Source organism: Actinosynnema sp. NPDC023794, assembly GCF_040639675.1.
GTDB lineage: Bacteria > Actinomycetota > Actinomycetes > Mycobacteriales > Pseudonocardiaceae > Actinosynnema > Actinosynnema luteola.
Genome location: NZ_JBFAFR010000061.1, coordinates 1 through 20,607, shown reverse-complemented (window position 1 = coordinate 20,607; position 20,607 = coordinate 1). Strand labels below are relative to the sequence as shown.

Annotated in this window: 25 protein-coding genes; 15 read left to right on the top strand and 10 right to left on the bottom strand. The window is 72.0% G+C overall.

Annotated elements, in window-relative coordinates; all coding sequences use genetic code 11:
* Nucleotides 1-126 precede the first annotated feature (126 nt).
* Nucleotides 127-2,001: a pectate lyase-like domain-containing protein gene (locus tag AB0H12_RS44090; RefSeq protein ID WP_499632437.1), complete on the bottom strand. Its 1,875-nt coding sequence runs from the start codon at nucleotides 1,999-2,001 to the stop codon at nucleotides 127-129.
* A gap of 201 nt (nucleotides 2,002-2,202) precedes the next feature.
* On the opposite strand from AB0H12_RS44090, the gene AB0H12_RS44085 reads away from it, so the two are divergent.
* On the top strand, nucleotides 2,203-2,949 hold the full coding sequence (locus tag AB0H12_RS44085; protein WP_499632434.1) for an SAM-dependent methyltransferase: 747 nt from the start codon (nucleotides 2,203-2,205) through the stop codon (nucleotides 2,947-2,949).
* A 63-nt stretch (nucleotides 2,950-3,012) separates the two neighbouring features.
* Here AB0H12_RS44085 and sigJ read toward each other — a convergent pair whose 3' ends face one another.
* The 3 genes from sigJ to AB0H12_RS44070 form a co-directional block, all read right to left on the bottom strand.
* Complete coding sequence (gene sigJ / locus AB0H12_RS44080) at nucleotides 3,013-3,993, bottom strand: RNA polymerase sigma factor SigJ (protein WP_499632432.1); 981 nt, start codon at nucleotides 3,991-3,993, stop codon at nucleotides 3,013-3,015.
* Nucleotides 3,990-4,727, bottom strand: a complete 738-nt coding sequence (locus AB0H12_RS44075; protein ID WP_499632429.1) for an SDR family oxidoreductase — start codon at nucleotides 4,725-4,727, stop codon at nucleotides 3,990-3,992. Before AB0H12_RS44075 ends, sigJ begins: the two co-directional genes overlap by 4 nt.
* 83 nt (nucleotides 4,728-4,810) lie before the next feature.
* Entirely contained in the window at nucleotides 4,811-6,826 is a 2,016-nt protein-coding gene (locus AB0H12_RS44070; protein ID WP_499632426.1) for an MMPL family transporter, read from the bottom strand.
* Nucleotides 6,827-6,900: 74 nt separating this feature from the next.
* Here AB0H12_RS44070 and AB0H12_RS44065 point away from each other — a divergent pair, with 74 nt between their 5' ends.
* The 3 genes from AB0H12_RS44065 (at nucleotide 6,901) to AB0H12_RS44055 (ending at nucleotide 9,851) form a co-directional block, all read left to right on the top strand.
* On the top strand, nucleotides 6,901-7,392 hold the full coding sequence (locus tag AB0H12_RS44065) for a MarR family winged helix-turn-helix transcriptional regulator (protein WP_499632423.1): 492 nt from the start codon (nucleotides 6,901-6,903) through the stop codon (nucleotides 7,390-7,392).
* Between the two features lie 49 nt (nucleotides 7,393-7,441).
* Nucleotides 7,442-8,587: a glycosyltransferase gene (locus tag AB0H12_RS44060; protein WP_499632420.1), complete on the top strand. Its 1,146-nt coding sequence runs from the start codon at nucleotides 7,442-7,444 to the stop codon at nucleotides 8,585-8,587.
* Nucleotides 8,588-8,705: 118 nt separating this feature from the next.
* The gene (locus AB0H12_RS44055; protein ID WP_499632417.1) at nucleotides 8,706-9,851 is read left to right on the top strand and encodes a glycosyltransferase; all 1,146 of its coding nucleotides are present in this window, start codon (nucleotides 8,706-8,708) and stop codon (nucleotides 9,849-9,851) included.
* 41 nt (nucleotides 9,852-9,892) lie between these two features.
* Here AB0H12_RS44055 and AB0H12_RS44050 read toward each other — a convergent pair whose 3' ends face one another.
* Nucleotides 9,893-10,375, bottom strand: coding sequence for a hypothetical protein (locus AB0H12_RS44050; RefSeq protein WP_499632414.1), 483 nt, complete (start codon nucleotides 10,373-10,375; stop codon nucleotides 9,893-9,895).
* Between the two features lie 133 nt (nucleotides 10,376-10,508).
* Here AB0H12_RS44050 and AB0H12_RS44045 point away from each other — a divergent pair, with 133 nt between their 5' ends.
* Together AB0H12_RS44045 and AB0H12_RS44040 are read left to right on the top strand one after the other, a co-directional pair.
* Nucleotides 10,509-11,726, top strand: coding sequence for an SGNH/GDSL hydrolase family protein (locus AB0H12_RS44045; protein ID WP_499632411.1), 1,218 nt, complete (start codon nucleotides 10,509-10,511; stop codon nucleotides 11,724-11,726).
* Nucleotides 11,727-11,830: 104 nt separating this feature from the next.
* On the top strand, nucleotides 11,831-12,739 hold the full coding sequence (locus AB0H12_RS44040; RefSeq protein ID WP_499632408.1) for a S1C family serine protease: 909 nt from the start codon (nucleotides 11,831-11,833) through the stop codon (nucleotides 12,737-12,739).
* On the opposite strand, the gene AB0H12_RS44035 is transcribed toward AB0H12_RS44040, so the two are convergent.
* On the bottom strand, nucleotides 12,662-13,291 hold the full coding sequence (locus AB0H12_RS44035; RefSeq protein ID WP_499632405.1) for a GNAT family N-acetyltransferase: 630 nt from the start codon (nucleotides 13,289-13,291) through the stop codon (nucleotides 12,662-12,664). The two genes, AB0H12_RS44040 and AB0H12_RS44035, sit on opposite strands and share 78 nt — an antisense overlap.
* A 116-nt stretch (nucleotides 13,292-13,407) precedes the next feature.
* Here AB0H12_RS44035 and AB0H12_RS44030 point away from each other — a divergent pair, with 116 nt between their 5' ends.
* From AB0H12_RS44030 to AB0H12_RS44020, 3 genes are read left to right on the top strand one after another with little or no spacing between them, the layout of a single operon-like run.
* The gene (locus AB0H12_RS44030) at nucleotides 13,408-13,902 is read left to right on the top strand and encodes a SigE family RNA polymerase sigma factor (RefSeq protein WP_230568813.1); all 495 of its coding nucleotides are present in this window, start codon (nucleotides 13,408-13,410) and stop codon (nucleotides 13,900-13,902) included.
* Nucleotides 13,899-14,882 (top strand): hypothetical protein, encoded by a 984-nt coding sequence (locus AB0H12_RS44025; protein ID WP_499632401.1) that lies wholly within the window; start codon nucleotides 13,899-13,901, stop codon nucleotides 14,880-14,882. Before AB0H12_RS44030 ends, AB0H12_RS44025 begins: the two co-directional genes overlap by 4 nt.
* A 26-nt stretch (nucleotides 14,883-14,908) precedes the next feature.
* Nucleotides 14,909-15,214 (top strand): GNAT family N-acetyltransferase, encoded by a 306-nt coding sequence (locus AB0H12_RS44020; protein ID WP_499632398.1) that lies wholly within the window; start codon nucleotides 14,909-14,911, stop codon nucleotides 15,212-15,214.
* A 4-nt stretch (nucleotides 15,215-15,218) separates the two neighbouring features.
* On the opposite strand, the gene AB0H12_RS44015 is transcribed toward AB0H12_RS44020, so the two are convergent.
* On the bottom strand, nucleotides 15,219-15,806 hold the full coding sequence (locus tag AB0H12_RS44015) for a superoxide dismutase (protein ID WP_499632395.1): 588 nt from the start codon (nucleotides 15,804-15,806) through the stop codon (nucleotides 15,219-15,221).
* Nucleotides 15,807-15,993: 187 nt separating this feature from the next.
* Between AB0H12_RS44015 and AB0H12_RS44010 the strand changes: the two genes are divergently transcribed.
* Entirely contained in the window at nucleotides 15,994-16,512 is a 519-nt protein-coding gene (locus tag AB0H12_RS44010; RefSeq protein ID WP_499632392.1) for a hypothetical protein, read from the top strand.
* A gap of 4 nt (nucleotides 16,513-16,516) precedes the next feature.
* On the opposite strand, the gene AB0H12_RS44005 is transcribed toward AB0H12_RS44010, so the two are convergent.
* Nucleotides 16,517-17,140 (bottom strand): cellulose binding domain-containing protein, encoded by a 624-nt coding sequence (locus AB0H12_RS44005; RefSeq protein WP_499632389.1) that lies wholly within the window; start codon nucleotides 17,138-17,140, stop codon nucleotides 16,517-16,519.
* A gap of 310 nt (nucleotides 17,141-17,450) precedes the next feature.
* Between AB0H12_RS44005 and AB0H12_RS44000 the strand changes: the two genes are divergently transcribed.
* Nucleotides 17,451-17,891, top strand: a complete 441-nt coding sequence (locus AB0H12_RS44000; protein WP_499632386.1) for a hypothetical protein — start codon at nucleotides 17,451-17,453, stop codon at nucleotides 17,889-17,891.
* A 107-nt stretch (nucleotides 17,892-17,998) separates the two neighbouring features.
* Here AB0H12_RS44000 and AB0H12_RS43995 read toward each other — a convergent pair whose 3' ends face one another.
* Entirely contained in the window at nucleotides 17,999-18,166 is a 168-nt protein-coding gene (locus AB0H12_RS43995) for a hypothetical protein (RefSeq protein WP_499632384.1), read from the bottom strand.
* 99 nt (nucleotides 18,167-18,265) lie between these two features.
* Between AB0H12_RS43995 and AB0H12_RS43990 the strand changes: the two genes are divergently transcribed.
* The gene (locus AB0H12_RS43990) at nucleotides 18,266-18,766 is read left to right on the top strand and encodes a hypothetical protein (protein WP_499632382.1); all 501 of its coding nucleotides are present in this window, start codon (nucleotides 18,266-18,268) and stop codon (nucleotides 18,764-18,766) included.
* Nucleotides 18,767-18,786: 20 nt separating this feature from the next.
* Here the strand turns inward: AB0H12_RS43990 and AB0H12_RS43985 are convergent, their stop codons facing one another.
* The gene (locus tag AB0H12_RS43985; RefSeq protein ID WP_499632379.1) at nucleotides 18,787-19,317 is read right to left on the bottom strand and encodes a phosphoribosyltransferase family protein; all 531 of its coding nucleotides are present in this window, start codon (nucleotides 19,315-19,317) and stop codon (nucleotides 18,787-18,789) included.
* 184 nt (nucleotides 19,318-19,501) lie between these two features.
* On the opposite strand from AB0H12_RS43985, the gene AB0H12_RS43980 reads away from it, so the two are divergent.
* The 3 genes from AB0H12_RS43980 to AB0H12_RS43970 form a co-directional block, all read left to right on the top strand.
* On the top strand, nucleotides 19,502-19,984 hold the full coding sequence (locus AB0H12_RS43980; protein WP_499632376.1) for a hypothetical protein: 483 nt from the start codon (nucleotides 19,502-19,504) through the stop codon (nucleotides 19,982-19,984).
* Entirely contained in the window at nucleotides 19,981-20,112 is a 132-nt protein-coding gene (locus AB0H12_RS43975) for a hypothetical protein (RefSeq protein WP_499632373.1), read from the top strand. The genes AB0H12_RS43980 and AB0H12_RS43975 overlap by 4 nt, the downstream gene beginning before the upstream one ends.
* A 122-nt stretch (nucleotides 20,113-20,234) precedes the next feature.
* Nucleotides 20,235-20,607: transposase domain-containing protein (locus tag AB0H12_RS43970; RefSeq protein ID WP_499632440.1), on the top strand; the 373-nt coding region annotated here is incomplete at its 3' end.

The window sequence follows — 20,607 nt, the reverse complement described above, 5'->3', positions numbered from 1 at the left end:
CGGTACCAGGGGGGGTTGGTGGTGTTGTACTCGACGCTCGTGGGCTCGGCCGCCGGGGGCGTGGTCTGCGGCTGCCGCTTGCGCGGGCCCCGACCCCCGCGCGGGGGTCGGGCACCGCGTCCTGGCTCACGGAGCCGGGTACTCCGCGATGTAGACCGGCGCGCCGACGTTCGTCAGGTCGGCCGGGCCGCCCACGCCGTTCACGACGTGGTCGATCACGCCCGCGCTCAGGTTGACCGTCATGATGTGGCGCAGCTTCACGCCCGGCGTCTCCGGGACCTCGAAGCCGTTCTCGGTGTGGATCGTCGGGTTGTTCTGGTTGAACACGTAGACGCCACCGCCGTGCAGGGTGTGCTTGCGCACGTGGTCGCCGACCTTGTAGCCGGCCCAGCCCTCGACGTCGCCCTTCATCCAGTCGGCCTGCGTCGGCGGGTCGTAGGGCAGCTCGTTCTGGTACAGCACGACCGTGCCGCGCTCGCCGTTCCACACCGTGTTGTGGCGCTGGAAGTGCTCCACGAACAGACCGGTCGCGGTCACGTCGTCACCGTTGACGACCACACCGGTGAGGCCGGTGTTGGTGTTCCAGCGCTGCGTGTCGGTGAAGCCCTCCACGCCGTGGTCGGCGCGCCACACCCACGTGTGGTCGATGAGCACGTGGTCGCTGTTGACCTCCAGCGCGGTGTCCACCTTGCCGACGTGCGGCCCGCCGACGCGGAAGTACACGTCCGACAGCGTGGTCGGGTTGGCCGGGTCGGCCGGCCGGTGGCCGTGCTTCTTGCCCACGCGCAGCAGCACCGGGGACAGCTCCGTGCCGGCGTCGATCGTGACACCGGCGATGACGACACCCGGCACGTCCGCGACGTCCAGCGGGGTCGAGCCGTTCACGGCGGTCAGGGTGGCGTGCCCGAGACCGAGGACCACGGTGTCGGCCCGCTTGACCTCGATGCTGCGGGCGATGTCGTAGACGCCCGGCGTGAGCAGCAGGTGCTTGCCGCGCGCCAGCTGGTTGTTGATGTCGCGCACCGAGTCGCCGGGCTTGGCGACGAAGAACTCCGACACCGGGATCGTGCGGCCGGGCGTCAGGCCGTTCGCCCACGACACCCCGCTCGTGTCGCGCTTGGCGGCCGGGACGCGGACCTGGTAGCGGCCCTTGTCGTCGACGAACAGGTACGGCTTCTCACGGCTCAGCGACGTGGTGTCGAGCGTGGTGTAGGGCGGGTTGGGGAACGCCGCGTCGTCGGGAGCGCCCGCGACACCGGAGAACACCTGGTTCCACACGCCGTTGGACCAGCTGCCGAGCTCGCTGTTGCGGGTCAGCCACTGCTGCTGCGAGCCGTTGACGACGGACGGCAGCCGGGAGTCGGCGATGAAGCCGCCGCTGGCGTACTGCGGGCCGGCGGTGCAGTAGTCCATCAGCGTGAACGTGCCGCTGGTGACGTTGAGCCGGCGCAGCGACACCGCCTGGGACACGGCCCAGAAGTTGGCGCCGGCGCGGCAGCCGTCCTGGCCCTTGCCGTCGATGTTGATCGTCAGGTTGCCGAGCGTGCGCCAGAAGTTGACCAGCGCCAGGCAGTTGGCCGTGCCACCCTCGGTCAGGCAGCGGTTGTAGACCTCGACCTTGCCGTTGATCACGACGTCGGTCGGCGAGGCGCCGAGGCCCGCGATCTCGGTGTAGTAGCCGACCTTGATCTGCAACGGCCGCTCGGCCCTGCCGTAGTGGCCCGGCTTGAACAGGTACGCGTACCGCTGGGCGCCCATCTCGTTGTCGACCTGGGCGGCGTGCGTGGCGTCGAGGGCGGCCTGGATCTCGGCGACCGGCATGGACGGGTCGAACACCTTCACGTTCACGCCGAGGTCCTGCGTGCGCCGAGGCGGGTCGGCGCTCACGGCCGGCGCCGCGGCCGTGGTGGCGGCGGCCAGGGCGAGACCGAGCACGAACACCCGGCGCAGTCTCGCGGGAGCGCTCTCGCGTCTGGCGTGGCGCATGATCGTCATTGACATGCCTCTGAGGGTAGTGACGCCGGCCACGCGAACGTGAGAGCGCTCTCTCAGGTTCGGCGAGGTCAGGCGTTGGCGGTGTGGAGTTGGCTATTTCTACTTCACGATCCGCTCCCGCGCCATGGCCCGACGACCACGAATTCGTCCCGGTACGACCGGGAAACGCGCGCGCGGTTTCCCTGCGCGTCGTGCTAGTCACTGAAGGTGGATCGACAGACACTCAGCTCCCTGGCGCACGCGGAACACCCGATCGCGGCGCCCCTCGGCGACCCGACCGTCAGCGACCTCCTGGACCGGGCGATCCGTCGACCGGACGCCCACCTGCTCGACCTCGGCTGCGGCGAGGGCGCGTGGCTGCTGCGCGCGGCGCAGGAGCACGACGGCATCACCGCGGTCGGCGTGGACATCTCCGGCGCGGGTTTCGACGAGACCCTCGCCGACGCCGCCCGGCTCGGCGTGGCCGACCGGCTGGAGCTCCTCCGGCAGGACGTGACCACGTACCGGTCGGCCCGCGCGGCGGACGTGGTGCTCAGCGTCGGCGCGGCCTACGCCTTCGGCGAGCTGCTGCCCGCGCTCGCCGCCGCGCGGGGCCACCTCGCCGAGGACGGCGTGGTCGTGCTCGGCGACTGCTTCTGGGAGCGCGAGCCGAGCCCGGAGCTGCGGGCGGAGCTGGAGGACGGCCCGCAGGAGTACGCCGACCTGCCGACCACGGTCGCCCGCGTGGTCGCCGACGGCTGGACGCCGGTGCACGGCCACGTGAGCACGCTCGCGGAGTGGGACGAGTACGAGTGGAGCTGGACCGGCTCCCTGGCCGCGTGGGCGCTGGACCACCCCGACCACCCGGACCGGGAGCAGGTGCTGGCCACCTCCGCCGCGCACCGGGACAGCTGGCTCAACGGCTACCGCGGCGTGCTCGGCTTCGTCACCCTCGTGCTCCGGCCGACGCCCTAGGCGGTGCGGTCGAGCCGGGTCACGAACCGCCGTGTGCCGTCGTGCGGCTGACCGGCGGGTCGCCTACCCGGCCCGCTCACGCGGCAGCTTGTCGGGCGTGGCCACGATGTCCACCCGCCGGACCTTCCCGTCGTGGACGGTGAAGGAGCACACGAACCTGGTGGCCGTGCCGGTCACCGCGGCGAACCCGGCGCCGCCGTTCACCGCGACCGGCGCGATGCGTTGGCCGACGGGCATCTTGCGGCGCACGGTGACCAGGAACCACGCCACCCGGTCCGCGCCGAGCACCGGTCGACGGGCCACGCCGCGCAGGCCGCCGCCGTCGCTGGTCAGCACCACGTCCGGGTCGAGCACGGCCAGCAGGCCGCGCAGGTCCCCGTGGCCGACGGCGCGCAGGAACGCGTCGACGGCGCGGCGGTGCTCGACCGTGCCGACGTCGACCCTCGGCGCGCCGGCCGCGACGTGCGCCCTGGCCCGCACGGCCAGTTGCCGCACGGCGGCCGGACTGCGGCCGACGACGGTGGCGATCTCGGGGAACGGCATGCCGAACACCTCGTGCAGCACCCACGTGGTGCGTTCGGCGGGGGTGAGGGTTTCGAGCACGACCATGAGCGCGAAGCTGACCGTGTCGTCGAGCGTCACCCGTTCCGCCGGGTCGTCGGCGACGGGGTCCACCAGCGGTTCGGGCAGCCAGGGTCCGACGTACTCCTCGCGCTGCACCCGCGCGGAACGCAGCACGTCCACCGCGCGTCGCGCCACCGCCACCACCGCCCACGCCTCGACGTCGCGGACGGTCTCGTGCTGGTCCGCGGCGGCCAGCCGCAGCCAGCAGTCCGACACCACGTCCTGCGCCTCGGCTACCGTGCCGACCAGGGAGTACGCGACGCCGACCAGCCGCGGCCGGAGGCGGGTGTACTCGGCGGCGAGCTGGGCGACCCGGGCGGCAGCGGGTTCGGCGACGCCAGCCGCGGGAGATCCGGCGGCCCGGGCGGCGGTGCGGGCGGCAGTGGGTCCCGTGGCGGGGCCGGTGCTGGGGTCGGTCACGGGCGCACCGTGTCCAGGTACTCGGCGAACGTCTCCCGGCCCTCGGTGAACTCGCCCTGCGGGCACAGGGCTCCGGTGGACAGCCCGGCCGGACCCTCCACCGCCTCCTCGACCCGCAGCGCGCCACCCCGCCGCGCCACCACCTGCCGGGCCATGTCGACCACCCGGATCCGCTCCGGCCCCGCGATCGGCGCCGTCAGCCCCTGCGGCTCCCCCACCGCCAGCTCCACCAGCCGCGCCGCCACGTCGGACGTCGACACCGGCTGCGACAGCATCGGCGGCACCTGCGCCACCGGTCCCGTCGCGCCCGCCAGCACCTGCCCGGCGAACTCGAAGAACTGCGTGGCCCGCAGCACCGTCCACGGCACCGGCCCCGCCGTCACCAGCGCCTCCTGACGCCGCTTGCCGAGGTAGTAGTCGAGGTCGACCACGTCCGAGCCCACGATCGACAGCACCACCAGGTGCCGCACGCCCGCCCGCGCCGCCGACTCCAGCAGGTGGCCGGTGCCCTCGGTGAAGAACCGCTCGACCTCCTCCAGGCGCTGCCAGTTCGCCGGGTTCGACACGTCGATCACCGCGTCGGCCCCCGCCAGCGCCGCGTCGAGCCCGGCGCCGGTGAGCAGGTCGACCCCGCCGGCACGGCTCAGCACCACCGGCTCGTGCCCGACCCGCCCCACCTCTTCGACCACCCGACGCCCCACCGCGCCCGTACCGCCGACAACCGCGATCCTCATCGTCAGCCCGTCCTCGTGACCTGCCGGAAACCCTGTCACACACAGGACGACCGGGCCGGCGCGGACTGTGACATCACCCGGTGTCAGTCACTCCCCCGGGCGAGCCGCGACGGCCACCAGATGCGCCTGCCCACGTCCACGCCCAGGGCCGGCACCAGCAACGACCGCACCACGAGCGTGTCCAGCAGCACGCCGAACGCCACGATGAACGCGATCTGCGCGAGGAACAGGATGGGCAGCACCGCCAACGCCGAGAACGTCGCCGCGAGCACGACCCCGGCCGACGTGATCACCCCGCCGGTGATGGTCAGCCCGCGCAGCACGCCCGCCCGCGTGCCCAGCTCGGCGGACTCCTCGCGCACCCGCGTCATCAGGAAGATGTTGTAGTCGATCCCCAACGCCACCAGGAACACGAACCCGAACAGCGGCACCACCGGGTCGGCGCCCGGGAAGTCGAAGATCCCGTTGAACACCAGCGCCGCCACGCCCATGGTCGCCGCGAACGACAGCACCACCGTGGCGATCAGCAGCAACGGCGCGAGCAGCGACCGCAGCAGCAGCGCCAGCACCAGGAAGATCACCAGCAGCACGATCGGGATGATCACCAGCCGGTCGCGCTCGGACGTGAGCTGCGTGTCCAGCTGGGTGGCGGTGGGCCCACCGACCTCGGCGTCGGCGTCCGGCACCGCGCGCACGGCGTCACGCAGCCGTTGCACGGTCGCCAGCGCCGCCTCGGAGTCCGCCGGGTCCTCCAGCACGACGTCGAGCCGCACCAGCCCCGCCGCCTCGCCCGCGGGGCGCACCGAGGACACGCCGGCCACGTCCGCCGCACCCGCCACCGCCTCCGCCCGCCCCGCGCGGGCCAGCACCACGGTCGGCGCGCCGCTGCCGCCCGGGAAGTGGCGCGACAGCACCTCCTGCCCGGCCACCGAGTCGACCTCGGTGAGGAACACGTCCGACTGCGCCGTGCCCGACGCCTTGAGCTGCGGCACGAACGCCACGCCCACCAGCAGCACCACCGTCGTCACGACCCACGTCGCGCGCGGTCGGGCGGAGATCACGCGGGCCACCCGCGCCCACAACCCGCTCGCCTCAGGGTGCGGCGAGCCGAGCTTCGGGCGCAACGGCCAGAACGCGGACCGCCCCAGCAGCACCAGCACGGCGGGCAGGAACGTCACCGAGGCGAGCAGCGCCGCGCCGATCCCGATCGCCGCCACCGGGCCGAGGCCCTTGTTCGAGTTGAGGTCGCTGAACAGCAGGCACAGCACACCGAGCACGACCGTGCCCGCCGACGCGGCGATCGGCTCGATGGTGGCCCGCCACGCCACCCGCATCGCCCGGTAGCGGTCCTCGGTGTCGCGCAGCTCCTCGCGGAACCGGGACACCAGCAGCAACGCGTAGTCCGTCGCCGCGCCGAACACCAGGATGAACAGGATGCCCTGGCTCTGGCCGTTGAGGTCGATCACCTCGCCGTCCGCGAGCAGGTACACGGCGAGGCTGGCCACGCCCAGGGCGAACACCCCGGACAGCAACACCACCAACGGCAGCAACGGGCTGCGGTAGACCAGCACGAGGATCAGCGCCACCACCGCGCCCGCGACCAGGAGCAGCAAGCCGTCGATGCCGCTGAACGCCTCCTTCAGGTCGGCGACCTGCGCGGCGGGCCCGGTCACCAGCACGGTGAGCCCGTCGGGCGGGTCCGTCAGCTCCGCCCGGATGGCCTCCACCGCGCCGGCCGGGTCGGCCGGGTCGACGGCGACGACCACCTGCGCGGCCTGGTCGTCGCGCGGCGACCCGATCACCGGCGACGCCTCGCCGGGGAAGCCCCGGCCGGCCAGGTAGTCGCGGTCGGCCGGGGTGAGGCCGGAGGCGCGTTCGGCCACCACGACCGCGGGCAGGCCGCGCGCGTCGCCGAACGCCTTGAGCCGCTCGGCGACCTCCGTCGCCTCGGCGGACGCGGGCAGGAACGCGGTGCTGTCGTTGACCGCGACCTCGCTCAGCTTGCCCGCGAACGGGCCGGCGAACCCGCCGAGCGCCAACCACGCGACCGCCACGAGGGCGGGCAGCAACCAGCGCGCGCGAGACCGGGTCGTGTGCACGGGACAATGACCTCCGAGACCATGTACTTCGATGGTCTAATAGTTCGACCGTCGAAACAATAACGGGAGGGCGCATGGCCGACCACTCGGCCCTGGTCAGGTTGCTCCGCCAGCTCACGGTCGAAACCGACCGGTTCGCGGAGATCTTCGGCGAGAAGCAGCGGATGCACCGCACCGACCTCAACGCGCTCGCGGTGATCATGGACGCGCGGTGGGGCGGCGAGCCGATGTCGCCGACCAGGCTGGCCGAGGCCCTGCACCTGAGCGCGTCCGCGACCACGTCCGTGCTCGACCGGCTGGAGGCGTCCGGGCACGTCGAGCGCGCGCGCAACCCGCACGACCGGCGCAAGGTCGAGTTGCGCGTCCCGGCCAAGGCGCTGGACCTGGGCCGCGACTTCTTCGAGCCGCTCGACCGCGCGTTCACCCGCGCGTGGCAGCAGTTCGACGAGGCCGACAAGGAGGTCATCGCCCGGTTCCTGACCGCGAGCATCGACGCGACCGTGGCGGTGCGGGCGGGGCTGACGCCGTCACCCGACCCGAAGTCATCCTCGTCCGGTCCGCAGTGACCAGCGGGTAATCGGACCGCGCCGGCCGCAAGGCGACAAACTCTCACGAGTGAAGATCCTCTTCTCTAGCCTCGGCTCACACGGGCACGTCTTCCCGCTGGTGCCGCTCGCCATCGCCGCCCGCGACCAGGGCCACGACGTCGTGTTCGCGACCACGGACACGTTTGCGAAAGCCCTCACCTCGCGCGGCATCCAGCACGTCACGGGCGGGATGGACATGCTCGACGGGTTCGAGCTCGGCAACGCGAGTCCCGCGGCGCGCAAGGCGAAGGACTTCGACCCCAGGCGCGTCTCGAAGGTGTTCGGCTCGATCCTGGCGCGCAGGCACGCCGCGGACCTGGTGCCGATCATCGTCGACCACAAGCCCGACCTGGTCGTGCACGAGGTGGCCAACGTCGGCGTGGCGCTCGCGGCGAGGGTCACCGGCGTGCCCGCGGTGTGCCACTCGTTCGGCAGGTACTGGCAGCCCAGCGGCCCGATGGAGGACATCCGCCTGCACCTGGCCGAGGTCGCCGCGGAGTACGGCGCGGACCTCCCCGACGGCGACGTCATGCGGTTCGGCAACCCCTACCTCGACATCTGCCCCCCTTCGTTGCAGGACCCGACCTTCCTGGCCACCGCGACGGACCGCATCCCGCTGCGGCCGGTGCCGTTCGCCGAGCCCGGCGAGCTGCCGGCGTGGGTGCTCGAACACCAAGAACCGCTGGTGTACCTCACGTTGGGCACGGCGTTCACCACGGTGCACGTGCTGCGCACCGCGATCGAGGGCCTCGCCTCGCTGAACGCGAAGGTGCTCGTGTCCACCGGCGCGATCGTGGAGGTGGGCGAACTGGGCGACCTGCCGGACAACGTCGTCGTGCGGGAGTGGCTGCCGCAGGCCGACCTGCTGCCGCACGCGGACCTCGTGGTCCACCACGGCGGCGCCGGCACCACGATGGGCACGTTGGGCGCGGGCGTGCCGCAACTGATCCTGCCGCAGGGCGCCGACCAGTTCGGCAACGCCGCGATGGTGACCGAGGCCGGACTGGGCGACCAGGCGCTCGGCGCGGAGGTCGCGGTCGAGGTGATCGCCGACAAGGCGCGCCGCCTGCTCACCGACGACGCCGTGCTCGACGCGGCGCGGGCGATGGCCGACGAGGTGGCCGCCATGCCGTCGCCGGCCGACGTGGTGGAGGTGCTGCCCGACTACGCGTGACCCCGTCCGCGACCGCGGCGTGGCGGTCGCCGTGAGGTGATCTTCGCCTCACGGCGCGAAGAGCCCCAATCGGACGAAATTCACCCACCGTGGAAAACTTCTCGCTACGCTCGAACCAGTGCGAATCCTCTTCTCCAGCCTAGGTTTACACGGACACACCTACCCGCTGCTGCCGCTGGCGATCGCCGCCCGCGAGCTGGGCCACGACGTCTCCTACTTCACCGGCGCCGCGTTCGCGAACGCCCTGACCCCGCACGGCATCGAGCACGTCGTGGGCGGCATGGACCTGCTCACGGCGTTCGAGATCGCGAACGGGGGCGGCCTCGTGGGCAGGCCGCAGGACGCCGAGCCCGAGCGGATCGCGGCTGCGTTCACCTCGGTGCTGCCGCGCAACTTCGCCGCCGAGCTCGCGCCCGTCATCGCGGACCTCAAGCCCGACCTGGTGGTGCACGAGCTGGGCAACCCCGGCGCGGGCCTGGCCGCGAAGGTGGCCGGCGTGCCAGGGCTGTGCCACTCGTTCGGCCGGATGTGGCAGGCGGACGAGTTCGCGACCACCGCGCGCGGGCACCTCCTCGAGGTCGCCGCGGAGCTCGGTGTCGAGATCCCCGAGGACGACATCATGGGGCTCGGCAACCCGTACATCGACATCTGCCCGCCGTCGGTGCAGGACCCGACCTTCCTGGCCACGGCGCGCAACCGGATCCCGCTGCGGCCGGTGCCGTTCGCCGAGCCGGGCGAGCTGCCGGCGTGGGTGCTCGAACACCGCGAACCGCTGGTGTACCTCACGTTGGGCACGGCGTTCGGCGAGACGGGCGTGCTGCGCACCGCCATCGACGGCCTGGCCGCCGTCGACGTCAAGGTCCTCGTCGCCGCCGGACCCACGATCGACGCGGGCGCGCTCGGCGAGCCGCCCGACAACGTCGTCGTGCTCCCGTGGGTGCCGCAGGCGGACCTGCTGCCGCACGTGGACCTCGTGGTGCACCACGGCGGCAGCGGCACGACGATGGGCACGTTCGGCGCGGGCGTGCCGCAGCTGATCCTGCCGCAGGGCGCCGACCAGTTCGGCAACGCCGCGATGGTCACCGAGGCCGGGCTGGGCCACCAGCTGCTCGGCGCCGACGTGACCGCCGAGGCGGTCACGACCGAGGTGCGGCGCCTGCTCGCCGACGAGGCGGTCCTCGGCGCGGCGCGGGCGATCGCCGCCGAGGTGGCCGCCATGCCGTCGCCGCACGACGTGGCCCGCACCCTGCCCGACTACGCCTGACACCGCGCACCCGCCTGACCGCGCAACCCCGGGGGTCGCGGTCAGGCGGGCACCGTGAAGAACTGGTGCGGCCGGAAGACGCAGATGGTGGCGTCGCGCCGCACGTTGCCGTCGGTGATCTCGACGAAGTAGCCGCAGGACCCGCCCGGTCCGAGCGGGACCGGCAGGGTGACCCCGCCGCGGTCGAGGCCGGTGGTCCGCCCGACCGACCGGACCGCGTCAAGGTGGATGTTGTCCCACCACACCAGGCGTTGTGTGTCGAACTCGCGCAGCGTGCCGCCCTCGGCGAGCCGGAACACGGAGAACGCGTCCGGGCCGCCCAGCTCGTCCAGGGTGAGCCGGTCGACGGCGCCGGAGGGTTCGGCGGTGCGCGACGGCGTGAACTTGTGCTGCTCGCGCGGCAGGCCGGAACCGTCGAAGTCCCAGTGGACGTCGCACGCCATGACGTCGTAGATCCGCACCGGGTCCATGCCGCCAGTCCCGGCGCGGCCGGCGCGGCGCATCGTGTGACCACCCACCCTCATCCCTGCTTAACGCGTAAGCACGGGCCACTCAGCGCAACTATCGCGCCGCTCGTCGTGACGTTCTTGACCGGTTAATCGACCCGCTGCCACGGTCGGCGACGCCATCAAAGACGACCGGCGTTGGGAGACCTTCATGGCAAGACACGTGGGGACACTGGCCGTGATAGCCGCGCTCGTGGCGACGGCGGTGATGCCGTCGACCGCGACCGCGCACGGCAGGCCCTGGGTGGCCGGCTGGGCGGCGAGTCCCGTGGTGGGCAGCGAGATCCCGTGGAGCGACTGCCCGGCAGGCGAGGGGCTGCGGGACCAGACCGTGCGCAACGTGGTGTTCCTCAGCGCCGGCGGTGAGTCGGTGCGGGTCCGGTTGACCAACGCGTTCGGCGCGACGCCGTTGCGGGTCGGCCGCACGACGGTCGCCGTGCAGCAGTCGGGCGACGCGGTGGTGCCCGGCACGTTGCGCGCGGTGACGTTCAAGGGCAGGCGGGACGTGACGGTGCCGGTCGGCCGGGAGGTCTTCAGCGACCCGGTCCGACTGGACGTCAAGGCGCTGTCCACGCTGCTGGTGAGCGCCTACGTGCCGGACGCCACCGGCCCGCTGACCAACCACCCGTTCACCGCGCAGGGCAACTACCTGGCCCCCGGCGACCGGACCGGCGTCGCGTCGGGCGGGTTCCAGGACACGCCCTGCTGGATGGTCGTCAACGGCGTCGACGTCGCGCCCGCGCGGCGGGTCGCGGGCACGGTGGTGGCGTTCGGCGATTCGATCACCGACACCGCCAACACCACCGGCAACGCCAACCGCCGCTGGCCGGACTTCCTGGCCAGGCGGCTGAACGCGGTGCCGGGCCGCACGCTGTCCGTGGTGAACGCGGGTCTGGGCGGCAACCGCCTCATCGCCGACCGCGACGAGCCGTTCTGGGGCGTCGCGGGTGTGACGAGGGTGCGGCGCGACGTGCTGTCGCAGACCGGCGTCAAGGCGATGATCCTGCTGGAGGCGGTCAACGACATCGGCTACAGCGCGTCGGCCGAGGACCTGATCGCCGGGCACCGGAACGTGATCGCGCAGGCGCGGGCCAAGGGCGTGAAGGTCTACGGCGGCACGATCCTGCCGTTCAAGGGGTCCTTCATCTGGACCGAGGAGCGCGAGGCGACCTGGCGGACGCTCAACGACTGGATCCGCACCTCCGGCGAGTTCGACGGCGTGGTGGACTTCGCCGCCGCGACCGGCGTGCCCGGCGACCCGGCCACGCTGAACCCGGCCTACGACAGCGGCGACCACCTGCACCCGAACGACGCGGGCACGGAAGCCATGGCGAACGCGGTCGACCTGGCCATGCTGCTGCGGCGCTGACCCGCTGCTGTCCGGGGTGGATCCGCTGTCGGCGAACGCCCCGGACAGCACGGCCCGTCCGAGAGCACGATTGGGACGTAATCGTGTAATCGACGGAGGCGCCGATGGATCCGCTGGACGCCTACTCGCAGGCCGTGATCGCGGTCGCGAAGTCGGTCACGCCGCACGTGGCCAGCGTGCGCATGCCGCGCGGCACCGGGTCGGCGGTGGTGCTCACCGACGACGGCTACCTGCTGACCAACGCGCACGTCGTCGGCAGCGGTCGGGACGGCACAGCGGTGTTCGCCGACGGCGCCGAGTCGCCGTTCACGGTCGTCGGCGCCGACCCCCTCGCGGATCTCGCCGTGCTCAAGGCGTCGGCGGACGCGCCCGGCGCGGCGAAGTTCGGCGACGCCGACCACCTCCAGGTCGGTCAACTCGTCATCGCCGTCGGCAACCCGTTGGGCCTGGCCGGTTCGGTGACCGCCGGGGTGGTCAGCGCGCTGGGCCGCGCGGTGCCGGTGAGCAACGGCCGGGCGGGACGCGTGATCGAGGACGTGATCCAGACCGACGCGGCGCTGAACCCGGGCAACTCCGGCGGCGCGCTGGCGAACTCCGCCGGCGAGGTGGTCGGCATCAACACGGCGTTGGCGGGCATCGGCCTCGGCCTGGCCATCCCGGTGAACAGCACCACCCGGCGCATCCTGTCGACCCTGATGGTCGAGGGCCGGGTGCGGCGGGCCTACCTCGGCGTGATCGGCGCGCCCGCGCCGCTGCCGGACGCCGTCGCCGAACGCACCGGGCAACGCGCGGGCGTCCGGCTGGTGCAGGTCGTGCCGGGCGGTCCGGCCGAACGGGCGGGACTGCGCGACGGCGACCTGGTGCTCAGCGTGGCGCGCACGCCGGTCAGCGACGCCCAGGGCATCCAGCGGCAGCTGTTCGCCGAAGCCATCGGCCTACCGCTGCCGGTGACGGTCCTGCGCAACGGCGCGATGGTCGACGTCATCGCCACGCCCAGCGAGCTCACCACGTAACGCGATCGCGAACCGCCGGCACGCGTGCACCCGCGCGAACTCGCGCCGCGACCGCGCCTCCTCGCCCAGGTCCGCGTGCAGGAGCGCCTTCACCGCGCGCAGGCCGGGGCGCGCCACCACGGCACGCGCCGGCTCGTCGGCCGACGTGCGGTGGTCGGCGAAGACGTGCGGGTGGTGGTCGCTCTCGCCGAAGCCCATGGCGCGGTACCAGCGCAGCGTCGGCGCGTCGTCACGGGTCCAGGCGTCCAGCGTGGTCGCGCCGAGCGCCAACGCCCGGGCGCGGGCACGCGACAACAGCGCGCCACCGATGCCCCTGTGCTGGTGGTCCGGGTGCACGGCGACCGCCTCGATGGTGGCCAGCTCGCCGTCGACCGCCAGGTCGAGGATGCCGACTACCACGTCGCCGTCCACCGCCACGAGTTCCGCCCCGGAGACCTCCGGCTTCGCCACGAGCACGTTCTCGTGCGGCGCGGTGCCCAGGAACGACAACACCCGACACCGCAGCCAGGACGGTTCGTCATCGACGGCGTAGTCGCGCACCTGATACCCCATCGCGACAGCCTGCCCGATCGGCGTCGGGCGGGCGCACCGATTTCTCCACCGGCGGATGGCAACCATCCGTTCGCGCCGACTGGTAGTACGTGCGTCGGACGAGGCGAGGGGCCGTGGTGGGAGTACCCGAGGGGTTCGAGGAGTTCGTGGCGGGGGCGTCACCACGCCTGTTGCGCACGGCGTTCCTGTTGACCAGGGACAGAGGGCACGCCGAAGACCTGCTGCAGACGTCGCTGGCGCGGGCGTGGCGGGCCTGGCGGCGGGTGCAGGGCGACCCGGAGCCGTACGTGCGCCGGATCATCGTCAACACCTATGCCACCTGGTGGCGCCGCAAGTGGCGGGACGAACGCCCGACCGACGTGCTGCCCGAGCCCGTCGGCGCGTCCCCGGAAGCCGCCGTCGACGAGCGAGAGTGGCTGTGGCAGGCACTGGGACGCCTCCCCCGCCGGCAACGCGCCGTGGTCGTGCTGCGGTTCTACGAGGACCTGACCGAAGCACAGGCGGCACACGCCCTCGGCGTCTCCGTCGGCACGGTGAAGAGCCAGACCAGCAAGGCGCTGGCCCGGTTGCGGCTGGACGACACCATCACCCGGGAAGGGGTGCGGCGATGAACCTGACCGACCTCACCGAGGTGCTGCGCCACCACGCCGAGCTGCCGCCCGACGCCGCGCACGGCCCGCGCATGTCCGGCGTCCGGGCCAGGGTCAAGGCCTCCCGGCGGCGACGGGCCACGGCGGTGGCGGCGTCGATCGTGGCCGTGCTGGGCGTGGCCTTCGCGTTGACGGCGCCGGTCCAGCGCGAGTCGCAACCCGCCGAGCCGGAACCGGTGGTGTTCTCCGAGTACCACGAAGGCACGCGGATCGTCGCGCAGACGTCCGGCCGGGCGCCCGCGTCGACCATCGCGCTCCGGTTCGTGCCCACCACGCCCGAACCGGAGCTGTTCATCACCTGCGACCCCCACGACGACAGCAAGCAGATGTACTCCACCCTCATCGTCAACGGCGTGCCGGTCGGCGACGGCCTGTCCTGCGGACTCCCGATGAAGCTCAACCTCGACTGGACGAAGCACCGCATCGAGGTCGGCGCGCCCATGACGGTCACCATGTCGGTGGGAGAACAGCTCTGGGACGAGGAGGAGCAGTGGGCGCACGCCGGCCCGATGCCGCCCGACGCGACGTTCGCCGCGGCCGTCGGCGTGCCGGTGGCGCCGGAGGACTACCCGTTCCCGCCTCGCCCGGAGACCTTGGCTCCCATCGACCCCGCGCTGGACGCGACCAACCCCGGCCAAGACAGGGTCTTCGAGCTGCGAGCCGTCCCCGGCCGGTCGAACGGCACGTGGCAGACCGCCGTGAGCCTCCCGAGCCGACCGGTCTACGTCGTGGTGGCCGTCAACACCCCGGGCCGCATCCGGGTGCTGATCAACGACGTCGAGGTGGTCGAACACGCCACGTGGACCTACCGGATCTCCCACCTGATGGACTCCGATCAGGGGTACTGGGAGGTCGAGGTGGAACCGGGAGCCACCGTGAACATCACGGTCATCGCCGAGCGCACCAGCGGCGACTGGGCTGTGCTCCTCAAGGAGACCTGAGCGGTGGGCCGTGCGAGGATCGCGCCATGGTCATCGAGGTGCACGACGTTCCCGCGGAGAAGCACTTCGCGGCCGTGGTCGACGGCAAGCCGGCGGGCAAGGCGGTCTACATCCGCACGCCCGACCTGATCGTGTTCACCCACACGGAGGTCGACCCCGCGTTCGAGGGCAAGGGCGTCGGCAGCGCCCTGGCCCGCGGCGCGCTCGACCAGGCGCGGGCGTGGGAGCTGCCCGTGCTGCCGCTGTGCCCGTTCATCAAGGCCTACATCGAGCGGCACCGGGAGTACGTCGACATCGTGTACCGCACGCCGAAGACCACCGCCGTGGACTGAGCCGTCAGCGGAACGAGACGGTGAAGCAGGCGAGCCGGGCGCCCGCGCTGCCCGCCCGGCCGTGCTCGGTCGCGGTGGTCGGCTGCTCGTGCAGCACGATCGAGGACGGCGCGCGGTCGTCGAACACGAACGGCACGGTGGTCTCGGCCATGCCGTTGCCCTGGCTGTCGGTGGCCAGCTCCAGCCAGATCTCGTTGTGCGGGTTGGCGTAGGCGGGATCGACCGACGGCCGCTCGGGTGTCGCGGCGGGGTCGACCTCGTGCTGGTAGTGCGGACCGGCGTCGGTGCCGTTCTTGCCGCACGGGTCGGTGTGCGCGTGGACGGCGTACCCGCGGTCGGGCTGGAGCAGGTCGGCGGTCAGCCGCACGGTCGTCGCGCCGTCGCCCGGGACCACCTCCAGCTCCAGCTGCGCGCCCGGCGGCGCGGCCTCGGGGTCGTAGGTGAACGCCACGTCCGCGGCCCCGGCCGGGGCGAGGACACCGATCTCCCGGCTGCCCACCTCCTCCTCCGACGACTTGGCGTCCTCCGGTCGCGGGTCGCCGCCGCACCCCACCGCCACGCTGAGCGCGGCCACGACGAAGACGATGCGCATGCCGGTTCCCTCCACGCGTCCGCTGTGATCCCGGCTCGACTACCCTCGCCGCTCCGGGTGAAACCGCGCGCGTGGCGGACCACTCGGCCGGGTGGTCCGGCGCTAGGCCGCCGGACGCGGGGAAACCTCGTGGTGCCACTCCGCCGCCCGACGGGAGGGCGGCGCAACCGCGACCCGAGGGGGTTCGATGAGCACCCGCACCCTGATCGCCGCCCTCGCGTGCACGGCGGCGTTCCAGGCGCCGATCGCGCACGCGGCCGACGAGCCCGGCGCGTTGATCGCCTGCGGCACGACCGGGGAGGACCGCGTCACCACGCGCGGCGAGGCGCTGACCCGGTCGCAGTCCTGGCTCGACGCGCGGGTGCCCTACAGCCAGCAGGCCTGTCACGAGAACGAGCACGGCAGCTACCGCACCGACTGCTCGGGCTACGTCTCGATGGCGTGGGGCCTGACGCACTCCCGCACCACGGGCACGCTCCGGGACGTGGCCACCGGGATCCCGCACGCCGACCTGCGCCCCGGTGACGCGCTCACCACCTCCTACCACGCCGCGCTGTTCGTGCGCTGGGCCGACGACGCGAAGTCGGAGCCGGTCGTGCGCGAGCAGACCGGCCCCGACGGCGCGCCACCCGTGGAGCGGAAGTGGACGGCGCAGACGGCGAGCGCCTACACCGCGATCCGCTACTACCGGGTCGTGGAGGACTGACGCCTCAGCTCTGGCAGGGCGCCCCGTTCAGGGTGAACGCGGTCGGCTTGCCGTTGGAGCCCGTCCAGCTGCCGAGGAACCCGAACGACACCGAGCCGCCCGGCGCGATCATGCTGTTCCACGCCGCGTGGCGCACGCTCACCGCCGCGCCGGTCTGGGTGTGGGCGCCGCCCCACAGCTGCGTGATCCGCTGACCGTCGGGGAACGACCACGCCAGCGTCCACGCGCTGATCGCGGTGGCGCCCCGGTTGGTGATCCGGACCTCGCCCTGGAAACCGCCCTGCCACTGGCCGCCGATCCTGTAGGCGACCGCGCACGTTGCCGGCGGCACTGTGGTCGTGCTGGTGGGTCCGCCGATCTTGCTCGGGTCCACCACGCCCCAGTACGCGTCCTTGGCCTGCAACCGCGTGTCGAACAGCAACGGGTGGTCCTTGCGGGTCACCGGGAAGCTGTCCAGCCACGTGCTGTCGTCCGCCAGGCCCCACAACGTCACCGAGCTGATGTGCTGCGAGTACTCCTTGTACAGCTCGAAGAAGTCCCGGTAGCGGTACGCCTGCGTGAGCAGCACCTCGGCGGGCGGCGCCGGGTAGGACTGGCTGTTGTCGGTGTAGACCGAGACATCCGACACGCAGACGTGGGATTCATCCCACCGCTTCCGACGGCACAGCAGCCCACCCGAAACGCGTCTCGACCGGCGCCGCCGGTGTCTCCCCCGTGGGACATCACCCCCCAGGGGTGTCACCGTGGGTAACCGGATTGTCCCTAGTCTCGTGCTCGGCGGCCACCCCGAACCCGGGGCTCCCCCACCGGACCTTCACCCCCCAGGGCCGGATTCCGACAATGGCGGCCTCGCCGGCGACGGTCGGTTCCTGCGGCGGCGGGAACTGGACCTGCGACGGACCGAGGCGCCGGGTCCCGGCGCTCTGCCGGTCCTCCGCGTGCCGCATCCGCGCCGCCACGCCGTCCGCACGTTCGACGAGAAGGGCCGGATCGGCGATCGACCCTTGTTCGGTGTTCTGGAGTGGCACAGCCGGATGCCGGTGTCGATCGAGGTGCACGGCAGCGGCACCCTGGTGGTCTGCCGTGATCCGCGCGGCGAGTCCGCGTTGACCGAACGGACCATGCTCGCCGTGCCGGCGCCGATCCTGCACTGGTGCGGATTCGCCAAGCGGGAGCAGGTACTGCTGGTGGCGGTGCCGTCGCTGTCAGCGCTGGTGATCCACGGTCAGGAGGCGCTGGACCGCTTGCTGCCGGACCCCGAGCGGATGGTGACCGATGTCCGCTCGGTCGAGGAAGGGCCGCCGGTGTCCCGGACGCTGTCGTCGGGGACACCGGATGTTGTCGGAGTGGACCGCGGTGCGGAGGTGGCTGGTGGCTGACGTAGAGGCGACCGGGGGCGCCGGCGGCGGTGACCGTCCGGATCCCGAGGCCGTGCTGGTGGCTCTGCAGGTGGTGAAGCAAATGAACCTGACGCCGGAAGACCTCCTCACCGCTGTGGTTGCACGGAGGATTCCGAACCCAGTTGGCGTTCCAGGATCGTGAGCTGGTGGCGTAGCGCCAGGATCTCCACGTCCTTGTCCCGATCGGTCATGGGCAGCAGGCGCAGCAGCGCGAACGCGTTGGTCACACCGAGGTAGGCCAGTCGGAGCAGCACAGCCGGTCATCATGCCGTGCTGGCCGACACCACGGCGGATGACAGCCGTGCTGTGAGCGCTTCGAGGTCTTTGGCCTTGCACGCCCTCTATCTGCGTGGATGGAGTTCTCGGCAGGTACAACCCTCAAGATCTCGGATCGGGTCGCCGGGCTGCTGCTTCTGCTCTACGCCCAGCGCATCGCCACGATCACTCAGCTCACCGTCGACGACGTCCACGACGATGGCGACACCGTCGCCATCACCTTCGGCCGCGTCCCGGTTACCCTCCCTGATCCGCTGGCAGCATTGGTCCAAGAGTTGGTCGCCACCCGCAAAGGCGGCAACATCATCACCGCGCCCGACGGCAAACCCTGGCTGTTTCTCGGCAAACGCCCTGGCCATCCCCTCGGCGACGACGCACTGGGCAACCGTCTCCAGCGGATCGGCTTGAACCCCCGGCAAGACCGCTCTACCGCCCTGTTCGCCCTCGCCACCGAACTGCCCGCCGCGATGCTGGCCCGCATGCTCGGCATCCACATCGCGGTTGCAGTTCAATGGCAGCGAGCCAGCTCCGGCGACTGGGCCGCTTACGCCGCTGACGTCAGTCGCCGAACACGATGAGCGAACCGGATCTCCTGCGGTCACTCGTCAGGCAACTCGTTCTTTGCCATCAGCGCATGAACCGGTCCGACCAGTGGCCTCGCAGCCGCCCGCAGTTGGTCGACGATGACGGCGCAGCCAACCAACTCCGCACCTGCCTGCACTACCAGCTGCCGCACGGCCAACGCCTGGCTGCCCGTCTCGATCCAGTCATCCACCAGCAGCACCCGATCGCCAGGCCCCAGCGATGACTGCTGCATCCGCAGAAGGTGGCGGACTCCTCGATAGTCCGGTTCCGTCTCGCGGACGAGCTTCTCGCCGGGCAACATCCCAGAACCCTTCCGGACCGCGACGAACCCGACACCCAGCTCCAACGCAGCCGCCCCACCGAGCAAGAATCCCCTGGACTCGATCCCGCACACCGCAGTCACTCCCGCTTCCCGGAACGGCGTGACCAAAGCCTTGACCACCTCGCCGAAGGCGACGCCATCACGGAACACAGGCCACATGTCGGCATGACCGTCGACCCACCGGAACCGCCGCAGCACGAGATCGCTCACCATCATCGCCATGCAGCGATCCTGACGCGCCGCGTCGTTGCCCGGCCACCGATTTCCTGCCGCTCATGGACAGCCCAGCCCACGCGGCAGCGGCGCAAGATGACACTCATTCCGAGCGTTCTGATATCCGACGTCACCATTTCGGACCTCCGCCTCCGGGTTCGCCGCCGAGGTCGCCGCCGAGGAGACGGTCGCCATGCTCGACTACGTGGAGGACCTCTACCGGGACTGGAACGACGGCGCCCACAGCGGCGGCGGAGCGGCTGAGCGGATCGACGCCGAGTTCCAGCGCATCCGACGCGAGCTGGGCGATCTCCCCGGTGTCGTGTCCGACGAGCTTCGGCTGCGCACGATGCTGCGGCATCTCACCAGGACGCTGCATCCCGGCGTGCTCAACGACTGCTTCTTCAACGCGGCGACCGCGGTCTGCGTCAAACGCGCCACGGTCGTCGGCCGGCCCGTACCGCAGCACAACATGTGCCTGCGCTGCCCGAACGCCCGCCGGTCCACGGTGCACCGGCCCCGGCTGGCCGCCGCCCGCGATCAGGCCCTGGATCTTCAGGCGTCGTGCGCGAAGGCCGGTCCGGTCCCGAAGCTCCAGATGGTTGCGCTCGCCGGCTACATCACCGAACTCGACCAGCTCATCGGCAAACTCGACAGCGAGGAGGCGCAGGCATGACCCGTCCCGCCACCCAAGCCCGCCTGGAACAGGCGCTGACCAGGCTGCTCGCAGGCCGACCGACCGCCACCGACGGCGAGCTGACGGTGTCCAACCTGTGCCGGGAAGCCACAATGCCGGGTAGTTAGCGTTTTCGCTGGTCGCGCGACCGAGCTGCAGGAGTCGCGACGCAGGACAACGGAGCTCGTTGGTACAGGCAGTCGACCAGGACAGCTTGTCCCAAGGAGCTCCGTTGCCCTCTCATTGTGTCCTGCCGCCTGCGCTGACGGCCATCACCCGCACGGTCGCCGTGGCCGCGGGCCGGTTCGCTCCCGGGCGCCTGGGGGAACTGACGCGGGTGGTCCCGTTCGAACTTGTCGACGCGATCCTCGCGGAGACCGGGACGGTCCAGCGGCGGCTGCGTGACCTGCCCTCGCGGGTCGGGATCTACTTCCTGCTCGCGATGTGCCTGTTCCCCGAGGTCGGCTACCGGCTGGTCTGGCAGAAACCGACCGGAGGACTTGTCGGTCTCGCGGTGGCCGAGCCGTCCGCGAAAGCCTTACGCGACCTGCGTCGCAGACTCGGCGGCGCGCCGATGCGCCGCCTGTTCGAGGTGTTGTCCGGGCCGCTGGCCCAGCCTCGTA